We start from the raw sequence: 19,951 nt of genomic DNA, 5'->3' as shown, positions 1-19,951 counted from the left end.
TTGTCGCTTGGCGACAAGGCCGGGCTGAAAACTGTCCTTACAATCCTCACCAAGCTCGCCAGTTTCAGGCGAGTGTTTCTCATCAGGAGACTCCGATGTCCGTTGAGCACGCTGCGGTACAACGCGCCGATTTCGACCAGGTAATGGTTCCCAACTACGCGCCTGCCGCTTTCATTCCAGTGCGTGGCGCCGGTTCCCGCGTCTGGGATCAGGCCGGCCGCGAGCTGATCGACTTCGCCGGCGGCATCGCCGTCAACGTATTGGGCCACGCGCACCCGGCGCTGGTCGGTGCACTGACCGAGCAAGCGAACAAGCTGTGGCACGTGTCCAACGTGTTCACCAACGAGCCAGCCCTGCGCCTGGCGCACAAGCTGATCGATGCCACGTTCGCCGAGCGCGTGTTCTTCTGCAACTCCGGTGCCGAGGCCAACGAAGCCGCGTTCAAGCTGGCCCGTCGTGTGGCGTTCGACCGTTTCGGCACTGAGAAGTACGAAATCATCGCCGCGCTGAACAGCTTCCACGGCCGTACCCTGTTCACCGTCAACGTCGGTGGCCAGTCGAAGTACTCCGACGGTTTCGGCCCGAAAATCACCGGCATTACCCACGTCCCTTACAACGATCTGGCCGCGCTGAAAGCGGCGGTGTCCGACAAGACCTGTGCGGTCGTGCTGGAACCGATCCAGGGCGAAGGCGGCGTGCTGCCAGCTGAACTGGCTTACCTGCAAGGTGCCCGCGAACTGTGCGACGCGAACAACGCGCTGCTGGTGTTCGACGAAGTGCAGACCGGCATGGGCCGCAGCGGCAAGCTGTTCGCCTACCAGCATTACGGCGTGACTCCGGACATCCTCACCAGCGCCAAGAGCCTGGGCGGCGGTTTCCCGATCGCGGCCATGCTGACCACCGAAGCGCTGGCCAAGCATCTGGTCGTCGGTACTCACGGCACCACTTACGGCGGCAACCCGCTGGCGTGCGCGGTCGCGGAAGCGGTGATCGACGTGATCAACACGCCAGAAGTGCTGAACGGCGTGAACGCCAAGCACGACAAATTCAAGGCGCGCCTTGAGCAGATCGGCGAGAAGTACGGCCTGTTCACTCAGGTGCGTGGCCTCGGTCTGTTGATCGGTTGCGTGCTGAGCGATGCCTGGAAAGGCAAGGCCAAAGACATCTTCAACGCCGCTGAAAAAGAAGGCCTGATGATTCTGCAAGCCGGCCCGGACGTGATCCGTTTCGCGCCGAGCCTGGTGGTGGAAGACGCCGATATCGATGCCGGTCTCGACCGCTTCGAACGCGCTGCCGCAGCACTGACGCAAGCCTGATAGACCCTTCGACGCCTGGAGCTTTTCAGGCGTCGATCAAAATTTTATGCCGGACCAGATCAACTGTAGGAGTGAGCCTGCTCGCGATTGCGGTCTGTCAGTCGACTCATTGGTTTCTGACAGACCGCAATCGCGAGCAGGCTCACTCCTACATTGATCTCCATGTAGGCCCGGTAATTTTTTCTGTGAATTGATAAGAGAAAGGAGTGACACCATGCTGGTGATGCGCCCCGCGCAAATGGCTGATCTGGGCGAGGTACAGCGTCTGGCTGCGGACAGCCCGATTGGTGTCACTTCCTTGCCGGATGACGTGGAACGTCTGAGCGACAAGATCGCTGCGAGCGAAGCTTCGTTTGCCGCCGAAGTGAGCTTCAACGGTGAAGAGAGCTACTTCTTCGTCCTCGAAGATTCCACCACCGGCAAGCTGGTCGGTTGCTCGGCGATTGTCGCCTCGGCCGGTTATTCGGAGCCGTTCTACAGCTTCCGCAACGAGACCTTCGTCCACGCTTCGCGCGAGCTGAAGATCCACAACAAGATCCACGTGCTTTCGCAGTGCCATGACCTGACCGGCAACAGCTTGCTGACCAGTTTCTACGTGCAGCGCGAGCTGGTCGGTTCGCCGTGGTCAGAGCTCAACTCCCGTGGCCGTCTGCTGTTCGTTGCCAGCCACCCGGAGCGTTTCGCCGATTCGGTGGTGACCGAGATCGTCGGTTACAGCGACGAGAACGGCGACTCGCCATTCTGGGATGCGATCGGTCGCAACTTCTTCGACCTCAACTACGCCGAAGCCGAGCGTCTGTGCGGGCTGAAAAGCCGCACGTTCCTCGCCGAACTGATGCCGCATTACCCGATCTACGTGCCGCTGCTGCCGGACTCCGCCCAAGAGGCGATGGGCCAGGTTCACCCGCGTGCGCAGATCACCTTCGACATCCTGATGCGCGAAGGCTTCGAGACCGATCACTACATCGACATTTTCGACGGTGGCCCGACCCTGCATGCGCGTGTTTCGGGGATCCGTTCGATCGCCCAGAGCCGCGTGGTGCCGGTGAAGATCGGCGAGCCGGTGAAAGGTGCCGGGCGCCAGTATCTGGTGGCCAACGCGCAGTTGCAGGATTACCGCGCGGTGCTGCTGGAACTGGATTACGCGCCGGGCAAACCGGTGACTCTGGATCTGGAAGCAGCCGAAGCCCTGGGCGTCGGTGAAGGTGCCAGTGTGCGCCTGGTGGCGGTTTAACGCCTTAGCGAGTTTCACGGGTGGCGAAGGCGGCCCGTTTGAGGAGATAGCATGATTGTTCGTCCCGTACGCAGCAGCGATTTATCCGCTCTGATCGACCTGGCCCGCAGCACCGGCACCGGCCTGACCACGTTGCCGGCCAACGAAGAGCGTCTGGCCCACCGGGTCGGCTGGGCCGAGAAGACCTTTCGCGGTGAAGCCGGTCGTGGTGATGCGGACTACCTGTTCGTGCTCGAAGACGATGACGGCCGCGTGGTGGGGATTTCCGCCATCGCCGGTGCGGTCGGTATGCGTGAGCCTTGGTACAACTTCCGTGTCGGCCTGACCGTCAGTGCTTCGCAAGAGCTGAACATCTATCGCGAGATTCCGACGCTGTTTCTGGCTAACGACCTGACCGGTAATTCCGAGCTGTGCTCGCTGTTCCTGCACGCCGATTATCGCAGCGGTCTGAATGGTCGCATGCTGTCGAAGGCGCGGATGCTGTTCATCGCTGAGTTCCCGGAACTGTTCGGCAACAAGATCATCGCCGAAATGCGCGGTGTCTCCGATGACGCCGGCCGTTCGCCGTTCTGGGAAAGCCTCGGTCGGCACTTCTTCAAAATGGAATTCAGCCAGGCCGATTACCTGACTGGTGTCGGCAATAAAGCTTTCATCGCCGAGCTGATGCCGAAATTTCCGCTGTACACCTGCTTCCTGTCCGAAGGCGCACGTAACGTCATCGGTCAGGTGCACCCGGACACCGAGCCGGCCCTGGCGATGCTCAAGGGCGAAGGGTTCAGCTATCAGGGTTACGTCGACATCTTCGACGCCGGCCCGGCCATCGAATGCGAAACCGGCAAGATCCGCGCGGTGCGTGACAGTGAAGCGCTGGTGCTGGCTGTTGGCACACCGGGCGAAGACGCCACGCCGTTCATCATCCATAACCGCAAACGCGAAGACTGCCGCATCACTGCTGCGCCGGCGCGTCTGGCTGCCGGCACCCTGGTGGTCGATCCGCAGACCGCCAAACGTCTTCAACTCAACGCTGGCGATCAAGTGCGCGCCGTGGCGTTGTCCGCTGCACGGGAGTCGAAATAATGAATTCGCTATACATCGCAGGTGAGTGGCTGGCCGGTCAGGGCGAAGCTTTTCAATCGCTGAACCCGGTGACTCAGCAAGTGCTGTGGTCGGGGGAGGGCGCAACCACCGCTCAAGTCGAGTCGGCGGTGCAGGCTGCACGTCAGGCGTTTCCGGGCTGGGCGCGGCGTTCGCTGGACGAGCGCATCACTGTGCTGGAGGCGTTCGCCGCCGCGCTGAAAAGCCACGCTGACGAACTGGCCCGCACCATCGGTGAGGAAACCGGTAAGCCGTTGTGGGAAGCCGCGACCGAAGTCACCAGCATGGTCAACAAGATCGCGATCTCGGTGCAGAGCTACCGCGAGCGCACTGGCGAGAAGAGCGGCCCGTTGGGCGACGCCACCGCCGTGCTGCGCCACAAGCCACACGGTGTGGTGGCGGTGTTCGGTCCTTACAACTTCCCCGGTCACCTGCCGAACGGCCACATCGTTCCGGCGCTGCTGGCGGGTAACAGCGTGCTGTTCAAGCCAAGCGAACTGACCCCGAAAGTCGCCGAGCTGACAGTCAAGTGCTGGATCGAAGCCGGCCTGCCGGCAGGCGTTTTGAACCTGCTGCAAGGCGCTCGCGAAACCGGCATTGCGCTGGCGGCGAATCCGGGCATCGATGGTCTGTTTTTCACCGGTTCGAGCCGCACCGGCAATCATCTGCACCAGCAATTCGCCGGACGCCCGGACAAGATTCTGGCGTTGGAAATGGGCGGCAACAACCCGTTGGTGGTCGACCAGGTCGCCGATCTCGATGCGGCTGTTTACACGATCATTCAGTCGGCGTTCATTTCTGCCGGTCAGCGTTGCACGTGTGCGCGCCGCTTGCTGGTACCGCAAGGCGCGTGGGGCGACAGCCTGCTCAAGCGTTTGGTTGAAGTCAGCTCGACGATTGAGGTCGGTGCATTCGATCAGCAACCGGCGCCGTTCATGGGTTCAGTGATTTCCCTCGGCGCGGCGAAAGCGCTGATGGACGCTCAAGAACATCTGTTGGCTAACGGCGCGGTGTCGTTGCTGGCGATGACGCAGCCGCAGGCACAAGCCGCGCTGCTCACGCCGGGCATTCTCGATGTGAGCGCTGTTGCCGAGCGTCCGGACGAAGAGTTGTTCGGCCCGTTGTTGCAAGTGATTCGCTACGTTGATTTTGAAGCGGCAATCGCTGAGGCGAATGACACTGCTTATGGTCTGGCCGCCGGTTTGCTGTCGGATTCCGAAGCACGTTATCAGCAGTTCTGGCTGGAAAGCCGTGCCGGTATCGTCAACTGGAACAAACAACTGACCGGTGCGGCGAGCAGCGCGCCGTTTGGCGGTGTCGGTGCCTCGGGCAACCATCGCGCCAGCGCCTATTACGCAGCGGATTACTGCGCGTATCCGGTGGCGTCGCTGGAAACCCCAAGTCTGGTGTTGCCTGCCGCCCTGACGCCTGGCGTGAAAATGGCGTGATGCCCAATCGCTGGCAAGCCAGCTCCCACAGGGGCGGAGGCGTCCACACATTTTGTGTACGACGCGGTCACTGTGGGAGCTGGCTTGCCAGCGATGGCCGCACCGCGGTGTTAAAGAATAGTTACTGAAGCCTATAACAACAGATTCTCGTGGAGCCTCGCTGATGAAATCCTATGAAGTCAATTTTGACGGTCTAGTGGGGCCGACCCATAACTACGGTGGTCTGTCCTACGGCAACGTTGCCTCCCAGAGCAACAGCCAGCAATCTTCGAACCCGAAGGAAGCGGCGCTGCAAGGTCTGGCGAAGATGAAAGCGCTGATGGAAATGGGCTTTCAGCAAGGCGTGCTGGCGCCACAGGAACGTCCGGACGTGGCCGCTTTGCGCCGTCTGGGTTTCAGCGGCACTGACGCGCAAGTGATCGAGCGCGCCGCCAAGGAAGCCATGCCGCTGCTGGTCGCCAGTTGCTCGGCATCGAGCATGTGGGTGGCCAACGCTGCCACCGTCAGCCCGAGCGCCGACACCGCAGACGGTCGCGTGCATTTCACCGCCGCCAACCTTAACTGCAAATACCACCGCAGCATCGAGCACCCGACCACCAGCCGCGTGCTCGGTGCGATGTTCGCCAATCAGCAGCACTTCGCTCATCACGCCGCTCTGCCGGCGGTGGCACAGTTCGGTGACGAGGGCGCGGCCAACCACACGCGTTTCTGCCGTGAGTATGGCGAGGCCGGCGTCGAGTTCTTCGTATTCGGTCGCAGCGCGTTCGACAACCGTTTCCCGGCGCCACAGAAGTACCCGGCCCGTCAGACCCTCGAAGCGTCGCAAGCGGTTGCGCGTCTGCACGGGCTGCGTGACGAAGGCGTGGTCTACGCCCAACAGAACCCGAACGTGATCGATCAGGGCGTGTTCCATAACGACGTGATCGCGGTGGGTAACGGCGAGGTGTTGTTCTATCACGAGGACGCGTTCCTCGACACCGACTCGATGCTGGCCGAGCTGCAAAGCAAACTCGCCAAAGCCGGCGGCAACTTCCAGTCTGTGTGTGTGCCGCGTTCGGCGGTCACCGTAGATGACGCGGTGCGCTCGTACCTGTTCAACAGCCAGTTGCTGTCGCGTCCTGATGGCTCGATGTTGCTGATCGTGCCGCAAGAGTGCCAGGCCAACGAACGCGTCTGGACTTACCTGCAAGAACTGACCAGTTCCGGCGGCCTGATCCGCGAAGTGAAAGTCTTCGATCTCAAGCAAAGCATGCAGAACGGCGGTGGCCCGGCGTGCCTGCGTTTGCGCGTCGCGCTTAACGAAACCGAACTGGCGGCGGTCAACCCAGGGGTTATCATGACGCCACCGTTGTACGGTTCGTTGACCGCATGGGTTGAAAAGCACTACCGCGACCGCCTGAGCGAAACCGATCTGGCGGATCCGCAATTGCTGCTTGAATGCCGGACGGCACTGGATGAACTGACGCAAATCCTTAAACTGAGCGCGGTTTATCCATTCCAGATCAATTGATGGCCAGCGCGTCGCCTGAACGCGGCGCCCGGCTTGTCTCACCTAGAGAGTAAAAACATGAGCGATTCCCTGCAGCTGATCCTTGAAGACACCGACGGCACGCAACTGGAGACCTCCTGCACCCGCGTCGCGGTCATGTGGCAAGGCAAAGAGCTGTGGATCCAGCAGGACGGCCGTGGCCAACTGCTGATCGGCGTGGACGTTGAAGAAGGTGACGCCGAGTACGCCAACCTGCTGCTGCGCCCATTGGCGACTAATCTGGTAAGTCTACAACTGGAAATGGAACCGGCCGACGTCGGCGACGACGAAGACCACGTGCACGGCCCGGATTGCAACCACGACCACTAAGGAAACCGCTCTATGCTCGCCCTCGGCAAACTGCTTGAACTGACCCTCGCCGGCCGCGAACCGGCGGAGAAGACTCAACTGACTGTCGAAGGCGTGCGTATGCGCTGGTTGAGCGAAGGTGCGCTGGAAGTCCGGCCACCCGAAGCGCGCGACAATGGCCTGGATCTGCTGCTTTCGGCAGGCATCCACGGCAACGAAACAGCGCCGATCGAGCTGCTTGATCGGTTGCTGCACGACATCGCTCGCGGCGATTTGAAGCCGCGCGCACGCATTCTGTTCCTGTTCGGCAACCCGGAAGCGATTCGCAAAGGCGAGCGTTTCGTCGAGCAGGACGTCAATCGGCTGTTCAACGGCCGCCATGAACAAAGCAGTGGTTCGGAAGCGCTGCGAGCTTGTGAGCTGGAACGTCTGGCGGCGAGTTTCTTCAGCCTGCCGGATCGCCAGCGCCTGCACTACGACCTGCACACGGCGATTCGCGGTTCGAAGATCGAACAGTTCGCACTCTATCCGTGGAAAGAAGGTCGCCAGCATTCGCGTCTGGAGCTGGCACGTCTGCGTGCTGCCGGGATGGAAGCGGTGCTGTTGCAGAACAAACCGTCGATCGTCTTCAGTTCGTACACCTACGACAAGCTCGGTGCCGAGGCGTTTACGCTGGAACTGGGCAAGGCGCGGCCATTCGGGCAGAACGACGGGGTTAACGTCTCGCTGCTGGAAACTCGTTTGAAGCAGATTATCGAAGGCACTGAGCCACAGATGGCTGAAGCGCAGCTGGATGGTTTGCAGCTTTTCAGCGTGGCGCGGGAAATCATCAAGCACAGCGATGCCTTTCGCTTGAACCTGCCGCAGGACATCGAAAATTTTTCCGAGTTGGAGATGGGTTACGTGTTGGCCGAAGACTTGGCCAATACCCGCTGGATCATCGAGGAAGAGGGCGCACGGATCATCTTCCCCAATCCCAAGGTCAAGAACGGCTTGCGCGCGGGCATCCTGATCGTCCCGACCACCGACGAAAACCTCGCCTGACGTGATGATCGTTCCCACGCTCCGCGTGGGAATGCAGCCCGGGACGCTCCGCGTCCCAAAGCGGACGCAGAGCGGTCCATTGAGGCATTCCCACGCAGAGCAGGGGAACGATCGTTGGAGGCTTAGACGGCTACAGCATGCGGCTCTGTACGACGCAGTGCGCGAACCTTGCGCAGCGTATCCGCGCAAGTCCGCGCTGCTTCCTGACCCTTGTGCACAAAGTGCTCGAAGAAGAACTTCTGATGCTCGTCGCCGGCATGGAAGTGATGCGGGGTCAGCGACACCGAGAACACCGGCACTTCGGTTTCCAGCTGCACCTGCATCAGGCCGCTGACCACTGACTGGGCGACGAACTCGTGACGGTAGATGCCGCCGTCAACCACCAGAGCAGCGGCGACGATGCCGGCATAACGGCCGGTTTTGGCCAGCAACTTGGCGTGCAGGGGCATTTCAAAGGCGCCGCCGACTTCGAAGATATCGATGTCCGACTCCTGATAACCCAGGGCAATCATTTCGGCGACGAAGCCTTTTCGGCTCTGGTCGACGATTTCCTTGTGCCAGCAGGCCTGGATGAACGCGACGCGCTCGCCGTGAGGGTGTTTGCTTTTGCTGTCGATAGCGGTGGGTTGCATGTTCTGACTCCTGTTTGTGTGAAAAACAGGGCGTTATGAATCGAAAGGGATTCAAGGGTGCGCACACGCACAACATCGCGCGGACGGCCCTTTGGCGTTAATCCCGTTCTCTCTTCATCCGGACTATGACCGTCGGCCCCGGAATCACACCGGGTCTGCTGACCTTGCCGCCGATCTCAACCGAAGTCGTGTTCGTCGCCAAGCGCTCGCGGGCTATGCGCATTGCGCGCAATTACCGCCGGTGGGGAATTGCACCCCGCCCTGAGAACGTTTTTGCCGCCCTTTCTGGGGCGGCGCAGCGTTTTTAACACAGATTGTGTGTCTGTGCATTGCGCCTTTCTGATGATTGCCATCGAATTTTTTGCAGGCTCGAAACGACTTTTCCTTGCCCAAGGCTTGATTAATCCACGCGATGACCGCAGTAATTCCACTTCGTAAAGGGATTTCCCCTGCTGATTTGAGGCCAGGTTCATGAGCGTTATCGATCTTCGCAGCGACACTGTCACCCAACCGACTCCCGCCATGCTCGACGCGATGACTGCGGCGGACACCGGTGATGACGTGTACGGCGAAGATCCGACGGTCAATCGCCTGGAAGCCGAATTGGCCCAACGCTTGGGTTTTGCCGCCGCTTTATTTGTGCCGACCGGCACCATGAGCAACCTGCTGGGTTTGATGGCGCACTGCGAGCGCGGCGACGAATACGTCGTTGGCCAGCAGGCGCACACCTACAAATACGAGGGCGGTGGCGCGGCGGTGCTCGGTTCGATCCAGCCGCAGCCGCTGGAAGTGCAAGCCGATGGTTCGCTGGATCTGGATCAAGTCGCCGCCGCGATCAAACCGGACGACTTCCATTTCGCCCGGACTCGTTTGCTGGCGCTGGAAAACACCATGCAGGGCAAAGTGCTGCCGCTGGAGTACCTGGCCCGCGCACGCCGCTTCACTCAGGAAAAAGGCTTGCAACTGCACCTCGACGGCGCGCGCCTGTACAACGCGGCGGTCAAGCTGGGTGTTGAGGCCCGGGAAATCACCCAGCATTTCGACTCAGTGTCGGTGTGCTTGTCCAAAGGCCTCGGCGCGCCGGTGGGTTCGGTGTTGTGCGGTTCGGCCGAGTTGATCGGCAAGGCTCGCCGTCTGCGCAAAATGGTCGGCGGTGGCATGCGTCAGTCCGGGTTGCTGGCAGCGGCGGGGCTGTACGCGCTGGATCACAACGTCGAGCGTCTGGCCGACGACCACGCCAATGCGCAACTGCTGGCCGACGGTCTGCGTGAAGCAGGTTTCATCGTCGAACCGGTGCAAACCAACATGGTTTATGTGCAAATGGGCGACAAAGCCGAAGCGATCAAGGCCTTTGCTGCCGAACGCGGGATCAAGTTGAGCGCCGCCGCACGCCTGCGTATGGTCACGCACATGGACGTCAATCGCTCGCAAATCGAGCAAGTGATCGCGACATTCGTCGAGTTTTCGCGCAAGTGACAGCGTTAGCCGTCCAATTGACCGTTTCTATCGTATAAACACGCTGTACCCCGCGCGCAGGGCCGATATAATGCGGCCCTTTGCCGTCGCTTCGTCTGTTGACGTTTCGAACAGGCCTTTGGCCGCAGCCTCCGTGGAAGAACCTAATGAAAAGCGCAGAAATCCGTGAAGCCTTCCTTCGCTTCTTCGAAGAGCAAGGCCACACCCGTGTAGCCTCCAGCTCTTTGATTCCGGGCAACGACCCAACCCTGCTGTTCACTAACGCGGGGATGAACCAGTTCAAGGACTGCTTCCTGGGCCAGGAAAAACGTGCGTACACCCGTGCGACCAGCAGCCAGAAGTGCGTGCGTGCCGGTGGCAAGAACAGCGACCTGGAAAACGTCGGTTATACCGCTCGTCACCACACATTCTTTGAAATGCTCGGTAACTTCAGCTTCGGTGACTATTTCAAGAAGGACGCGATTACCTACGCGTGGACCTTCCTGACCGGCGTTCTGCAACTGCCGAAGGAAAAACTCTGGGTCACCGTCTACGCCTCCGACGACGAAGCGTATGACATCTGGACCAAAGAAATCGGTGTGCCGGTCGAGCGCATGATCCGCATCGGCGACAACAAAGGCGCGCCGTACGCTTCCGACAACTTCTGGACCATGGGCGATACCGGCCCGTGCGGCCCGTGCACCGAGATTTTCTACGATCACGGCGACCACATCTGGGGCGGCCCACCGGGCTCGCCGGAAGAAGACGGTGACCGTTACATCGAAATCTGGAACAACGTGTTCATGCAGTTCAACCGCACCGCCGATGGCGTGTTGCATCCGTTGCCAGCGCCGTCGGTCGACACCGGCATGGGTCTGGAGCGGATCAGTGCGGTGATGCAGCACGTCAATTCCAACTACGACATTGACCTGTTCAAGAACCTGCTGAAGGCTTCGGCTGAAGCGATCGGTTGCGAAAACGGCGATCAGTCGTCGCTCAAGGTTGTTTCCGACCACATTCGTTCGTGCGGTTTCCTGATCGCTGACGGCGTGCTGCCGTCCAACGAGGGTCGCGGTTATGTGCTGCGCCGGATCATCCGTCGCGCCTGCCGTCACGGTAACAAGCTGGGCGCCACCGGCAGCTTCTTCTACAAGATCGTCGCGGCGCTGGTTGCCGAGATGGGCGAAGCCTTCCCGGAACTGAAGAAGCAGCAGAGCAACATTGAGCGCGTGCTCAAGGCCGAGGAAGAGCAGTTCTCCAAGACGCTTGAGCACGGCCTGAAGATTCTCGAGCAGGATCTGCTGGAACTCAAAGGCACCGTGGTGCCGGGCGACGTAGTCTTCAAACTCTACGACACCTACGGTTTCCCGATGGACCTGACCGCCGACATCGCCCGCGAGCGCAGCCTGACAGTCGACGAAGCCGGTTTTGAGCGTGAGATGGAAGCCCAGCGTGTTCGTGCGCGTTCGGCCAGCTCGTTCGGTCTGGACTACAACACCTTGGTCAAGGTTGATGTGGCCACCGAGTTCACCGGTTACAAAGACACCAGCGGTTCGGCAAAAATCGTTGCTATCTATAAAGATGGCCAGTCGGTCGACGTCTTGAATGAAGGCGAAGAGGCGGTGATCGTGCTGAACCAGACGCCGTTCTACGCTGAATCCGGCGGCCAGATCGGCGACTGCGGTTATCTGCAGGCGGGCAGCGCACGTTTCGACGTTCGCGACACCACCAAGACTGGCGGCGCATTCCTGCACCACGGTGTACTGGATTCGGGCAGCCTGACCATCGGCGCGCCAGTGGAAACTCATGTCGATGCCGAGGTGCGTCACGCTACCTCGCTGAACCACTCGGCCACGCACTTGCTGCACGCTGCTTTGCGTCAGGTGCTGGGCGAGCACGTTCAGCAGAAAGGTTCGTTGGTGGATAGCCAGCGTCTGCGTTTCGACTTCAGCCACTTTGAAGCGATCAAGCCTGAGCAGATCAAGGCGCTGGAAGACATCGTCAACGCCGAAATTCGCAAGAACTCCGCCGTTGAAACCGAAGAAACCGACATCGAAACCGCCAAGAACAAGGGCGCGATGGCGCTGTTCGGCGAGAAGTACGGCGACAACGTACGTGTGTTGAGCATGGGCGGCGATTTCTCCGTCGAGCTGTGCGGCGGTATCCACGCCAACCGTACCGGCGACATCGGCCTGCTGAAAATCATCAGCGAAGGCGGTGTGGCTTCGGGTGTGCGTCGTATCGAGGCAGTTACCGGTGCGCAAGCACTGGCTTACTTGAACGCGGCAGAAGAACAACTCAAGGAAGCGGCCAGCCTGGTCAAGGGCAGCCGCGACAACCTGATCGACAAGCTGTCGGCTGTGCTGGAGCGCAATCGCCAACTGGAGAAGCAACTCGAGCAGTTGCAAGCCAAGGCTGCCAGTGCTGCGGGCGACGATCTGTCTTCCTCGGCGCTGGACGTCAAAGGCGTGAAGGTTCTGGCTGCACGTCTGGATGGTCAGGACGCCAAGGCGCTGCTGGCGCTGGTTGATCAGTTGAAGAACAAACTCGGTCGCGCAGTGATCCTGCTCGGCAGTGTCCATGAGGAAAAGGTCGTACTGGTTGCAGGTGTAACCAAGGACCTGACTGGCCAACTCAAAGCCGGTGATTTGATGAAGCAGGCTGCTGCGGCAGTGGGCGGGAAGGGCGGTGGTCGTCCGGATATGGCGCAGGGCGGCGGTGTCGACGCCGGCGCACTGGATGGCGCACTGGCGCTGACCGTTCCATTCGTCGAGCAGGGTTTATAAGACGGCCCGTCGGGCCCGCAGTCTAGTGGCGGGCCCGGCGGCTGTTCGAGTGATTATTGGGCGCCCTTCATGGGCAGAGGCGGCTTTGAAATGGCTTTGATCGTACAGAAATTTGGAGGCACCTCGGTCGGTACCGTCGAGAGAATCGAGCAGGTCGCCGACAAGGTTAAGAAATTCCGCGATGCCGGCGATGACCTGGTGGTTGTGCTGTCTGCAATGAGCGGCGAAACCAACCGTCTGATCGATCTGGCCAAGCAAATCAGTGGCGACACGCAACCGGTTCCGCGTGAGCTGGACGTGATTGTTTCCACCGGTGAGCAGGTGACGATTGCTCTGCTGGCGATGGCGCTGATCAAGCGCGGTGTGCCGGCGGTGTCGTACACCGGTAATCAGGTGCGGATCCTGACCGACAGTGCGCACAATAAAGCGCGTATCTTGCAGATTGATGACCAAAAGATTCGCGGTGATCTGAAAGCAGGTCGCGTGGTGGTTGTCGCCGGTTTCCAGGGCGTCGACGAGCACGGCAACATCACCACCCTTGGTCGTGGCGGTTCCGACACGACCGGCGTGGCTTTGGCTGCCGCGTTGAAGGCTGACGAGTGCCAGATCTACACCGACGTGGATGGTGTCTACACCACCGACCCGCGCGTTGTGCCGGTCGCTCAGCGCCTGGACAAGATCACCTTTGAAGAGATGCTGGAAATGGCCAGCCTCGGTTCCAAGGTGTTGCAGATCCGTGCGGTGGAATTCGCCGGCAAGTACAACGTTCCGCTGCGCGTACTGCACAGCTTCAAGGAGGGTCCGGGCACCCTCATTACTATTGATGAAGAGGAAACCATGGAACAGCCGATCATTTCCGGCATCGCTTTCAACCGCGATGAAGCCAAGCTGACCATCCGTGGCGTGCCAGACACCCCGGGCGTGGCGTTCAAGATTCTCGGCCCGATCAGTGCCGCGAACATCGAAGTCGACATGATCGTGCAGAACGTTGCGCACGATAACACCACCGACTTCACCTTCACCGTGCACCGCAACGACTACCAGGCCGCACAGACCGTGCTGGAAAACACCGCTCGCGAGATCGGTGCCCGTGAAGTGGTTGGCGACACCAAGATTGCCAAGGTCTCGATCGTCGGCGTCGGCATGCGTTCCCACGCAGGCGTGGCCAGCCGCATGTTCGAATCCCTGGCGAAAGAAAGCATCAACATCCAGATGATCTCGACTTCGGAAATCAAGGTTTCCGTGGTGATTGAAGAGAAGTACCTGGAACTGGCCGTGCGCGCCCTGCACACGGCTTTCGAACTGGATGCTCCGGCCCGTCAAGGCGAGTAATTCCGTTTCTTGAAGGGCGCGGTCTGACCGCGCCCTTTATTTTTTGAATGGCGCGAGCCCTGAACTGTTCTTTTGCTCGCGCTGGTCAATACTCAGGCATGTAGGGCTACGATCGCTCCGGTTGTAGGTCGGGTGCCTTTTTTTTGCAGACTGTTGTCCCTGAACTGAATTGCGTAAGGAGAAAGGTATGCTGATTCTGACTCGTCGGTGCGCAGAAAGCCTGATTATCGGTGATGGCGAAATCACCGTGACCGTGCTCGGCGTTAAAGGAAATCAAGTGCGTATCGGCGTCAATGCCCCGAAAGAGGTTGCCGTGCACCGTGAGGAAATTTACCTGCGTATAAAGAAAGAGAAGGACGAAGAACCAAGCCATTAATTTTTATCGATTTTTATGTTTGCAAACGGGGAAAAGGTTGGTTAAGATACGCCCCGTGTTGCGGAGAGCTGGCCGAGTGGCCGAAGGCGCTCCCCTGCTAAGGGAGTACACCTCAAAAGGGTGTCGGGGGTTCGAATCCCCCGTTCTCCGCCATTATTTGCTTAGTACGTCGTAATCTGGCTTTTTCTGTAAGTTGTTGAAATTAATAGAAAAAGTGGTTGGAATAGAGATTAGACGGGCTATAATGCGGCGCAACAAATGCACTCGTAGCTCAGCTGGATAGAGTACTCGGCTACGAACCGAGCGGTCACAGGTTCGAATCCTGTCGAGTGCACCATTTAAGAGTTAGTTACAGCAATGTAAATAGCTCGGCTTCAACCAGATGTGATCTGGTCTAAAAACACAAATGCACTCGTAGCTCAGCTGGATAGAGTACTCGGCTACGAACCGAGCGGTCACAGGTTCGAATCCTGTCGAGTGCACCATTTAAGAGTTAGTTGCAGCAATGTGAATAACTTGGTTTCAGCCAGTTGTGGTCTGGTCTAAAAACACAAATTGCACTCGTAGCTCAGCTGGATAGAGTACTCGGCTACGAACCGAGCGGTCACAGGTTCGAATCCTGTCGAGTGCACCATATACCGAAAAGCCCGCGTTTAACGCGGGCTTTTTGCTGTCCGGGATTTGGTTTTTGCCTTCACGCATCCCCTCTCATCAAAATCTATTTGAGCCGAACGGCCTCGCTTGAGGTCATAGCGATAGCTGGTCGCCGATGTTCGAATATTCACCTTGTCCGGTTTGCCTAACGCGCTTTCGACGTCTTGCTGACTCATGCCGGCAATGACTCGGCGATTGATGATCGCTTCGCGACGTTGTCTCGCGTCGATCAGATTTCCGCATCGGTCTTCTGTGTGGCCAACAATGACGGGTTCCCGAATTCGGTTTGTCATGCCGGATGTTTCTTCGTGGTTGTGCTCCGGCATCACTGCCGCGACTGATCCGGGCAAGTAGGGGTGAACGTCCTGCTCTGAGCGTCGTTCGCCTTGAGCGCAGCTCATTGATGTGAAGGTGATGCTGCCATCGACTGCCTCGCAGCGATGGAGGGTGAGGGCGGCCCCGGTCGGCGGCAGGCAGAACAGGCTGGTGAGTACAAGGTGGGATGGTTTCAATGGCATTCGACGTCCTCCATGACGATCTACGCTCAAGGGTAGTCGCTACATTTTCCAGTGCCGGTGTGTTTTCTTTTCAGGATGAGTCGTCGCATGTGCAGGGATCAGGACAGTGCTCAGGATTGTTTCGCAAGCGCTTGTTTCGACCGCGATTTTTTAACGTTTTAAACCGTCAGGCGGTGTATCATTGCGCCCGTCAGCCCCGCCGGGGCTTGTGGAAAACCTCCATGGACTTACCCAGTAGTTACTCAGTACCCCGTTTCACCAATCATGAATTGACTGATTGATCCTTCCGGCGTGCCCCGCTGCTGGGAGTGGAGTTCGCCTATGTCTGAAATCGAAGTAAAGAAAACACAAGAAAGCCTGCAGGATCGCCTGGCTCAGGTTGTCGAGTTGCTGCAGCGTCAGCGCGTCGTCGAAGACCTGACTCATCGCCAGGAAGGCGCGCATCACGATCGCGTCGAAAACCTGGTTCATCGACAAAATCTCGTCGAGCTGCAACGCAAGCTTGATGATCTGCACTCTGCCGACGTCGCCTACATCCTTGAAGCCTTGCCGCTGGACGATCGTCTGACGCTCTGGCAATTGGTCAAGGCTGATCGCGACGGCGATATCCTTCTCGAAGTATCCGACTCTGTTCGTGAAACGCTGATCGCCGACATGGACGATCACGAGCTCCTGGCCGCGGCCAAGGACATGGACGCCGACGAACTTGCTGACCTGGCTTCCGAGCTGCCGCGAGACGTCGTCCACGAGCTGATGGAGAGTCTGGATAACCAGCAACGTGAACGCGTGCGGTCGGCCCTGTCTTACGACGAGGAGCAGGTCGGTGCGTTGATGGACTTCGAGATGGTGACTATCCGTGAGGATGTCAGTCTCGAAGTGGTTCTGCGCTATCTGCGTCGCCTCAAAGAGCTTCCAGGTCATACCGACAAGCTCTTTGTCGTTGATTACGATGGTGTGCTCAAGGGTGTACTGCCGATCAAGCGCCTTTTGGTCAATGACCCGGACAAACAAGTTGCCGAGGTGATGGCCAGTGATCCGGTGAGCTTCCACCCGGACGAAGATGCCTACGACGCCGCACAGGCCTTCGAGCGTTACGACTTGATCTCCGCCCCGGTAGTCGATAAGAACGGCAAGTTGATCGGCCGTCTGACGATCGACGAAATGGTCGATCTGATTCGTGAGGAAAGCGAGAACGAAGTCCTCAACATGGCCGGTCTGCGTGAAGAGGAGGATATCTTCGCTTCGGTATGGAAGTCTCTGCGTAACCGTTGGGCGTGGCTGGCGATCAACTTGATCACTGCGTTTGTCGCGTCGCGAGTGATCGGTCTGTTCGAGGGTTCGATCGAGAAGCTGGTAGCACTGGCGGCACTCATGCCGATCGTGGCGGGTATTGGTGGTAATTCCGGTAACCAGACGATCACCATGATCGTTCGCGCCATGGCGCTCGATCAGGTCAGTACCGGTAATACTTCGCGCCTGATGCGCAAGGAGTTGGCGGTAGGCTTGATCAATGGCTTGGTCTGGGGAGGTGTGATCGGTGTTGTTGCCTATCTGCTCTACGGGAGTTGGTCCCTGGGCGTGGTAATGACCGCGGCAATGACACTTAACCTGTTACTGGCTGCATTGATGGGCGTTTTGATCCCTATGACCCTGGCGAAGATGGGGCGAGATCCGGCAATGGGAGCCAGCGTGATGATCACTGCGATGACCGACAGTGGTGGCTTCTTCATATTCCTGGGGTTGGCGACAATCTTCCTGCTCTAACCGGCAGCATTGAAACAGCCCGCCAATTGGCGGGCTTTTTTGTGCCTGCGATTACCCAAAATCCGCGCGAAAAAAAGCCAGCAATTAAGCTGGCTTGAGATGTTCGGTATGGCTCAGGGCGCGTCTGCTGCCATTTCTGCATCGTGGGCAATCAAGGACACCAGAGCATTTTGTTGACGGTGAGACAGCTGGCGGAAACGTTGCAACAGCTCGCGCTCGTGCAACGACAGCTCCGGGCTGTCCAGGCGCATGCTCAGCTCTTCGCCCAGTGCACCTTCCTGAATAAGACTCTGCTCAAGGCGCGCAATGATTTCGGAGTTCATGCTGCGATGATGATTGCGAGCCACCTCGGCAATGCGTTCCCGCATTCCGTCTGGCAGACGTACGACGAACTTGTCAGCCGTACGGCTGGAATAAATTGCCTGTTTCAATGGGCGCATATATTTAACCGGTTAGTTCAGGGGAGCGGTTCTCGGGATTGGCCGCAGGATGTGTGGTAGGACAAGCATCCGCGCCAAATGGTTCAACCTGAATTGTTAAGAGGCCCGCATCATGCCTCAAAATTGCCAGATCATTGGCGTCAATTCTGTGACAAATATTGAGCTGGGTAAAGGCGTAATGCCAGCACCAATTATCAGAAATGCGGACTGGTTTGAAATCTTCGCCACTGTCCGCATCCTTGTTCGGTTCCTGCCGCACATCAATTGATGTTCGAAGGCATCAGAACGTGCATTCTATGCGGGTTCTAAATCCTTGTTCCTTACCTGTACAGGATAGTGGCAAATTGCCGATTTACTAGTGGCATACCCCTGCTGGAGGGTGTTTTCAGGATGGATGGCAAGCTAATTTATTTGATGGGGCCGTCCGGTTCGGGAAAGGACAGTTTGATTGAAGCCGCGCGGGTGCCATTGCGTGCGTTGAACTGCGAGGTGATGCGTCGGGTGATCACGCGATCCGCTGAATCGGTAGGAGAGGATGCCATCGGGGTGACACCGGAGGAGTTCGAGCGACGCGAGCGCGCTGGCGACTTCTCGCTGGCCTGGCGCGCCAATGGTCTTTCCTATGGAATTACGGTGGAAATGGATCAGCGACTGAAAGCTGGTCAGCATGTGTTGGTCAACGGTTCCCGCGCCAATCTGCGCCAGGCATTGGAGCGCTATCCGTCGCTGCTGCCGGTTTTGCTTACGGTCAGGAATGAAGTTTTGCGAGAACGTCTGCTCAGACGTGGTCGAGAGACGCTTGAGCAGATTGAAGAAAGACTGGCTCGCAATGCGTTGTTCAAGGATCGGAGGTCAAGTGATGGGCCGGTATATCACATCGATAATTCCGGAAATCTGGCGGAGGCCGTCAATGATCTTCTGCGCCTGATCGGGATCAACGTAAAACCGGATCAAATTTGATTTTCCGTCCGGCAGCCATTGCAAGCACAAACAGCACTGTAAACACACCGCAGCCAATCAGTGGCAGGGTGATTTCGGTACCCTCGAACAACGATAAATGCACAACGCCGCTCAATAAAGCGAGGATCAGAAATCCTGCAGCTGATTTGGACATTTTGTACTCCTGAAGATATTTCAAAAAACCAGATGTTCTGAAGTCAGTGCTGGCAGCGTCTGCCCGGAAATACTGACGGCTTGTGAGGTGGGGTTGACCTGATCGCTCAGCACCGCAAGTTGCGGCGTTCTCTGTACCTGCAGGTAATGTGGCATACGCTGAACCAATGGCTCTGGTGCGGAACTCTCGGGGATAAATTGGGAGCTCACCAAAACCACTAGAGCAATTGCGTTTGCAAGCAAAAGAGTGCTGTTCATGGGGCGTGGCTCCGAATGTTCTTCTATAGAACAGATAAAGCAGCCGTCGTGCCAACAGTTTAACCTCTGTTAAGTCCTTTAAAAACAAGCATTTGAGAGGCTTTTACGGCTTGCTTGGATTGCAATCTGCAATGAAGGCGTTAGGGAGGGGTGCAAAATGCACGGTAATTCTTCCCGCGATATGGCAGGGCGGCTGCCTACACTTAAAAAGCCCTACGGACGACATGACAAATCCGGGTGCGGTGGTTAACATGCACGCCGTCCGTCATGCAGCGTCTGCTGCGACAAGCGTGTGTCCCAGTAGCTCAATTGGATAGAGCATCCCCCTCCTAAGGGGAAGGTTGGCAGTTCGAACCTGCCCTGGGACACCATCTATTTGTTGAAACTCTCTCCTTTGATATTCGCTGACCTCGTGCTCAAGCTTTGCTACGAGCCAGGGTGGGTTTGCCTATGCTTTCTGGCTGAAGGCTTGATTCCAGGTAAGGCTCACGTGAGCGCCTCTATATAGAAGGCTTTTCCTTGCTTCGATAGAAAAGCGCAATTAACGCTTGACGGCAGATTTCAGATGTCTATAATTCGCCCCACTTCCGGCGCAGTCGAAACGGAAAACTCCTTGAGATTCAATGAGTTATGTAGGTTTCGGTAGTGA

At 58.3% G+C, this 19,951-nt stretch carries 18 protein-coding genes, 5 tRNA genes and 1 riboswitch; of the genes, 18 read left to right on the top strand and 5 right to left on the bottom strand.

The window, feature by feature from the left end; translation table 11 throughout:
• The first annotated feature begins 95 nt into the window (after window positions 1-95).
• From ACM6JQ_RS12595 to astE, 7 genes are all read left to right on the top strand, one after another.
• The gene (locus tag ACM6JQ_RS12595) at window positions 96-1,316 is read left to right on the top strand and encodes an aspartate aminotransferase family protein (protein ID WP_008077923.1); all 1,221 of its coding nucleotides are present in this window, start codon (window positions 96-98) and stop codon (window positions 1,314-1,316) included.
• 214 nt (window positions 1,317-1,530) lie between these two features.
• Window positions 1,531-2,550: an arginine/ornithine succinyltransferase subunit alpha gene (gene aruF / locus ACM6JQ_RS12590; RefSeq protein ID WP_007919353.1), complete on the top strand. Its 1,020-nt coding sequence runs from the start codon at window positions 1,531-1,533 to the stop codon at window positions 2,548-2,550.
• Between the two features lie 51 nt (window positions 2,551-2,601).
• Window positions 2,602-3,627 carry an arginine N-succinyltransferase gene (gene astA / locus ACM6JQ_RS12585; protein ID WP_007919351.1) on the top strand — a complete coding sequence of 342 codons (1,026 nt, stop codon included), beginning with the start codon at window positions 2,602-2,604 and terminating at the stop codon, window positions 3,625-3,627.
• On the top strand, window positions 3,624-5,093 hold the full coding sequence (gene astD, locus ACM6JQ_RS12580) for a succinylglutamate-semialdehyde dehydrogenase (protein ID WP_176472305.1): 1,470 nt from the start codon (window positions 3,624-3,626) through the stop codon (window positions 5,091-5,093). Before astA ends, astD begins: the two co-directional genes overlap by 4 nt.
• A 163-nt stretch (window positions 5,094-5,256) precedes the next feature.
• Window positions 5,257-6,603 (top strand): N-succinylarginine dihydrolase, encoded by a 1,347-nt coding sequence (gene astB, locus ACM6JQ_RS12575; RefSeq protein WP_414893917.1) that lies wholly within the window; start codon window positions 5,257-5,259, stop codon window positions 6,601-6,603.
• Between the two features lie 57 nt (window positions 6,604-6,660).
• The gene (locus ACM6JQ_RS12570; protein WP_007919345.1) at window positions 6,661-6,951 is read left to right on the top strand and encodes a hypothetical protein; all 291 of its coding nucleotides are present in this window, start codon (window positions 6,661-6,663) and stop codon (window positions 6,949-6,951) included.
• Window positions 6,952-6,963: 12 nt separating this feature from the next.
• Window positions 6,964-7,974, top strand: coding sequence for a succinylglutamate desuccinylase (gene astE, locus ACM6JQ_RS12565; protein ID WP_095112212.1), 1,011 nt, complete (start codon window positions 6,964-6,966; stop codon window positions 7,972-7,974).
• A gap of 122 nt (window positions 7,975-8,096) precedes the next feature.
• Here astE and ACM6JQ_RS12560 read toward each other — a convergent pair whose 3' ends face one another.
• A complete protein-coding gene (locus ACM6JQ_RS12560) occupies window positions 8,097-8,606 on the bottom strand; it encodes a 6,7-dimethyl-8-ribityllumazine synthase (protein ID WP_007919335.1) in 510 nt (169 codons plus the stop codon).
• Window positions 8,607-8,707: 101 nt separating this feature from the next.
• A riboswitch (FMN riboswitch) is annotated at window positions 8,708-8,879 on the bottom strand.
• 198 nt (window positions 8,880-9,077) lie between these two features.
• On the opposite strand from ACM6JQ_RS12560, the gene ltaE reads away from it, so the two are divergent.
• From ltaE to ACM6JQ_RS12520, 8 genes are all read left to right on the top strand, one after another.
• On the top strand, window positions 9,078-10,082 hold the full coding sequence (gene ltaE, locus ACM6JQ_RS12555) for a low-specificity L-threonine aldolase (protein ID WP_414893916.1): 1,005 nt from the start codon (window positions 9,078-9,080) through the stop codon (window positions 10,080-10,082).
• Window positions 10,083-10,228: 146 nt separating this feature from the next.
• Window positions 10,229-12,847 carry an alanine--tRNA ligase gene (alaS, locus tag ACM6JQ_RS12550; protein ID WP_007919333.1) on the top strand — a complete coding sequence of 873 codons (2,619 nt, stop codon included), beginning with the start codon at window positions 10,229-10,231 and terminating at the stop codon, window positions 12,845-12,847.
• A gap of 90 nt (window positions 12,848-12,937) precedes the next feature.
• On the top strand, window positions 12,938-14,179 hold the full coding sequence (locus ACM6JQ_RS12545; RefSeq protein WP_007919332.1) for an aspartate kinase: 1,242 nt from the start codon (window positions 12,938-12,940) through the stop codon (window positions 14,177-14,179).
• 187 nt (window positions 14,180-14,366) lie between these two features.
• Entirely contained in the window at window positions 14,367-14,555 is a 189-nt protein-coding gene (csrA, locus tag ACM6JQ_RS12540; RefSeq protein ID WP_002554426.1) for a carbon storage regulator CsrA, read from the top strand.
• 62 nt (window positions 14,556-14,617) lie between these two features.
• Window positions 14,618-14,708, top strand: a tRNA-Ser gene (locus ACM6JQ_RS12535).
• A 107-nt stretch (window positions 14,709-14,815) separates the two neighbouring features.
• Window positions 14,816-14,892, top strand: a tRNA-Arg gene (locus ACM6JQ_RS12530).
• A gap of 71 nt (window positions 14,893-14,963) precedes the next feature.
• A tRNA-Arg gene (locus tag ACM6JQ_RS12525) sits at window positions 14,964-15,040 on the top strand.
• A gap of 72 nt (window positions 15,041-15,112) precedes the next feature.
• A tRNA-Arg gene (locus ACM6JQ_RS12520) sits at window positions 15,113-15,189 on the top strand.
• A gap of 19 nt (window positions 15,190-15,208) precedes the next feature.
• On the opposite strand, the gene ACM6JQ_RS12515 is transcribed toward ACM6JQ_RS12520, so the two are convergent.
• Window positions 15,209-15,727: a cell envelope protein SmpA gene (locus ACM6JQ_RS12515; RefSeq protein ID WP_095112210.1), complete on the bottom strand. Its 519-nt coding sequence runs from the start codon at window positions 15,725-15,727 to the stop codon at window positions 15,209-15,211.
• 321 nt (window positions 15,728-16,048) lie between these two features.
• Here ACM6JQ_RS12515 and mgtE point away from each other — a divergent pair, with 321 nt between their 5' ends.
• Window positions 16,049-17,491, top strand: coding sequence for a magnesium transporter (gene mgtE / locus ACM6JQ_RS12510; protein ID WP_007919330.1), 1,443 nt, complete (start codon window positions 16,049-16,051; stop codon window positions 17,489-17,491).
• A gap of 113 nt (window positions 17,492-17,604) precedes the next feature.
• Here mgtE and ACM6JQ_RS12505 read toward each other — a convergent pair whose 3' ends face one another.
• A complete protein-coding gene (locus tag ACM6JQ_RS12505; RefSeq protein WP_169842157.1) occupies window positions 17,605-17,931 on the bottom strand; it encodes an Arc family DNA-binding protein in 327 nt (108 codons plus the stop codon).
• A 390-nt stretch (window positions 17,932-18,321) separates the two neighbouring features.
• Between ACM6JQ_RS12505 and phnN the strand changes: the two genes are divergently transcribed.
• Window positions 18,322-18,891 (top strand): phosphonate metabolism protein/1,5-bisphosphokinase (PRPP-forming) PhnN, encoded by a 570-nt coding sequence (gene phnN, locus ACM6JQ_RS12500; protein ID WP_414893915.1) that lies wholly within the window; start codon window positions 18,322-18,324, stop codon window positions 18,889-18,891.
• On the opposite strand, the gene ACM6JQ_RS12495 is transcribed toward phnN, so the two are convergent.
• Both ACM6JQ_RS12495 and ACM6JQ_RS12490 read right to left on the bottom strand, forming a co-directional pair.
• Entirely contained in the window at window positions 18,866-19,045 is a 180-nt protein-coding gene (locus ACM6JQ_RS12495) for a PA3371 family protein (RefSeq protein WP_095112208.1), read from the bottom strand. The two genes, phnN and ACM6JQ_RS12495, sit on opposite strands and share 26 nt — an antisense overlap.
• A gap of 20 nt (window positions 19,046-19,065) precedes the next feature.
• Window positions 19,066-19,302, bottom strand: coding sequence for a hypothetical protein (locus tag ACM6JQ_RS12490; RefSeq protein ID WP_007919322.1), 237 nt, complete (start codon window positions 19,300-19,302; stop codon window positions 19,066-19,068).
• 294 nt (window positions 19,303-19,596) lie between these two features.
• Between ACM6JQ_RS12490 and ACM6JQ_RS12485 the strand changes: the two genes are divergently transcribed.
• Window positions 19,597-19,673, top strand: a tRNA-Arg gene (locus ACM6JQ_RS12485).
• Window positions 19,674-19,951: the final 278 nt, after the last annotated feature.

The organism is Pseudomonas sp. IT-232MI5 (genome assembly GCF_949767845.1).
Lineage (GTDB): Bacteria > Pseudomonadota > Gammaproteobacteria > Pseudomonadales > Pseudomonadaceae > Aquipseudomonas.
The sequence above is the reverse complement of the archived record's forward strand: the minus strand, read 5'-3'. Positions and strand labels throughout refer to the sequence as shown.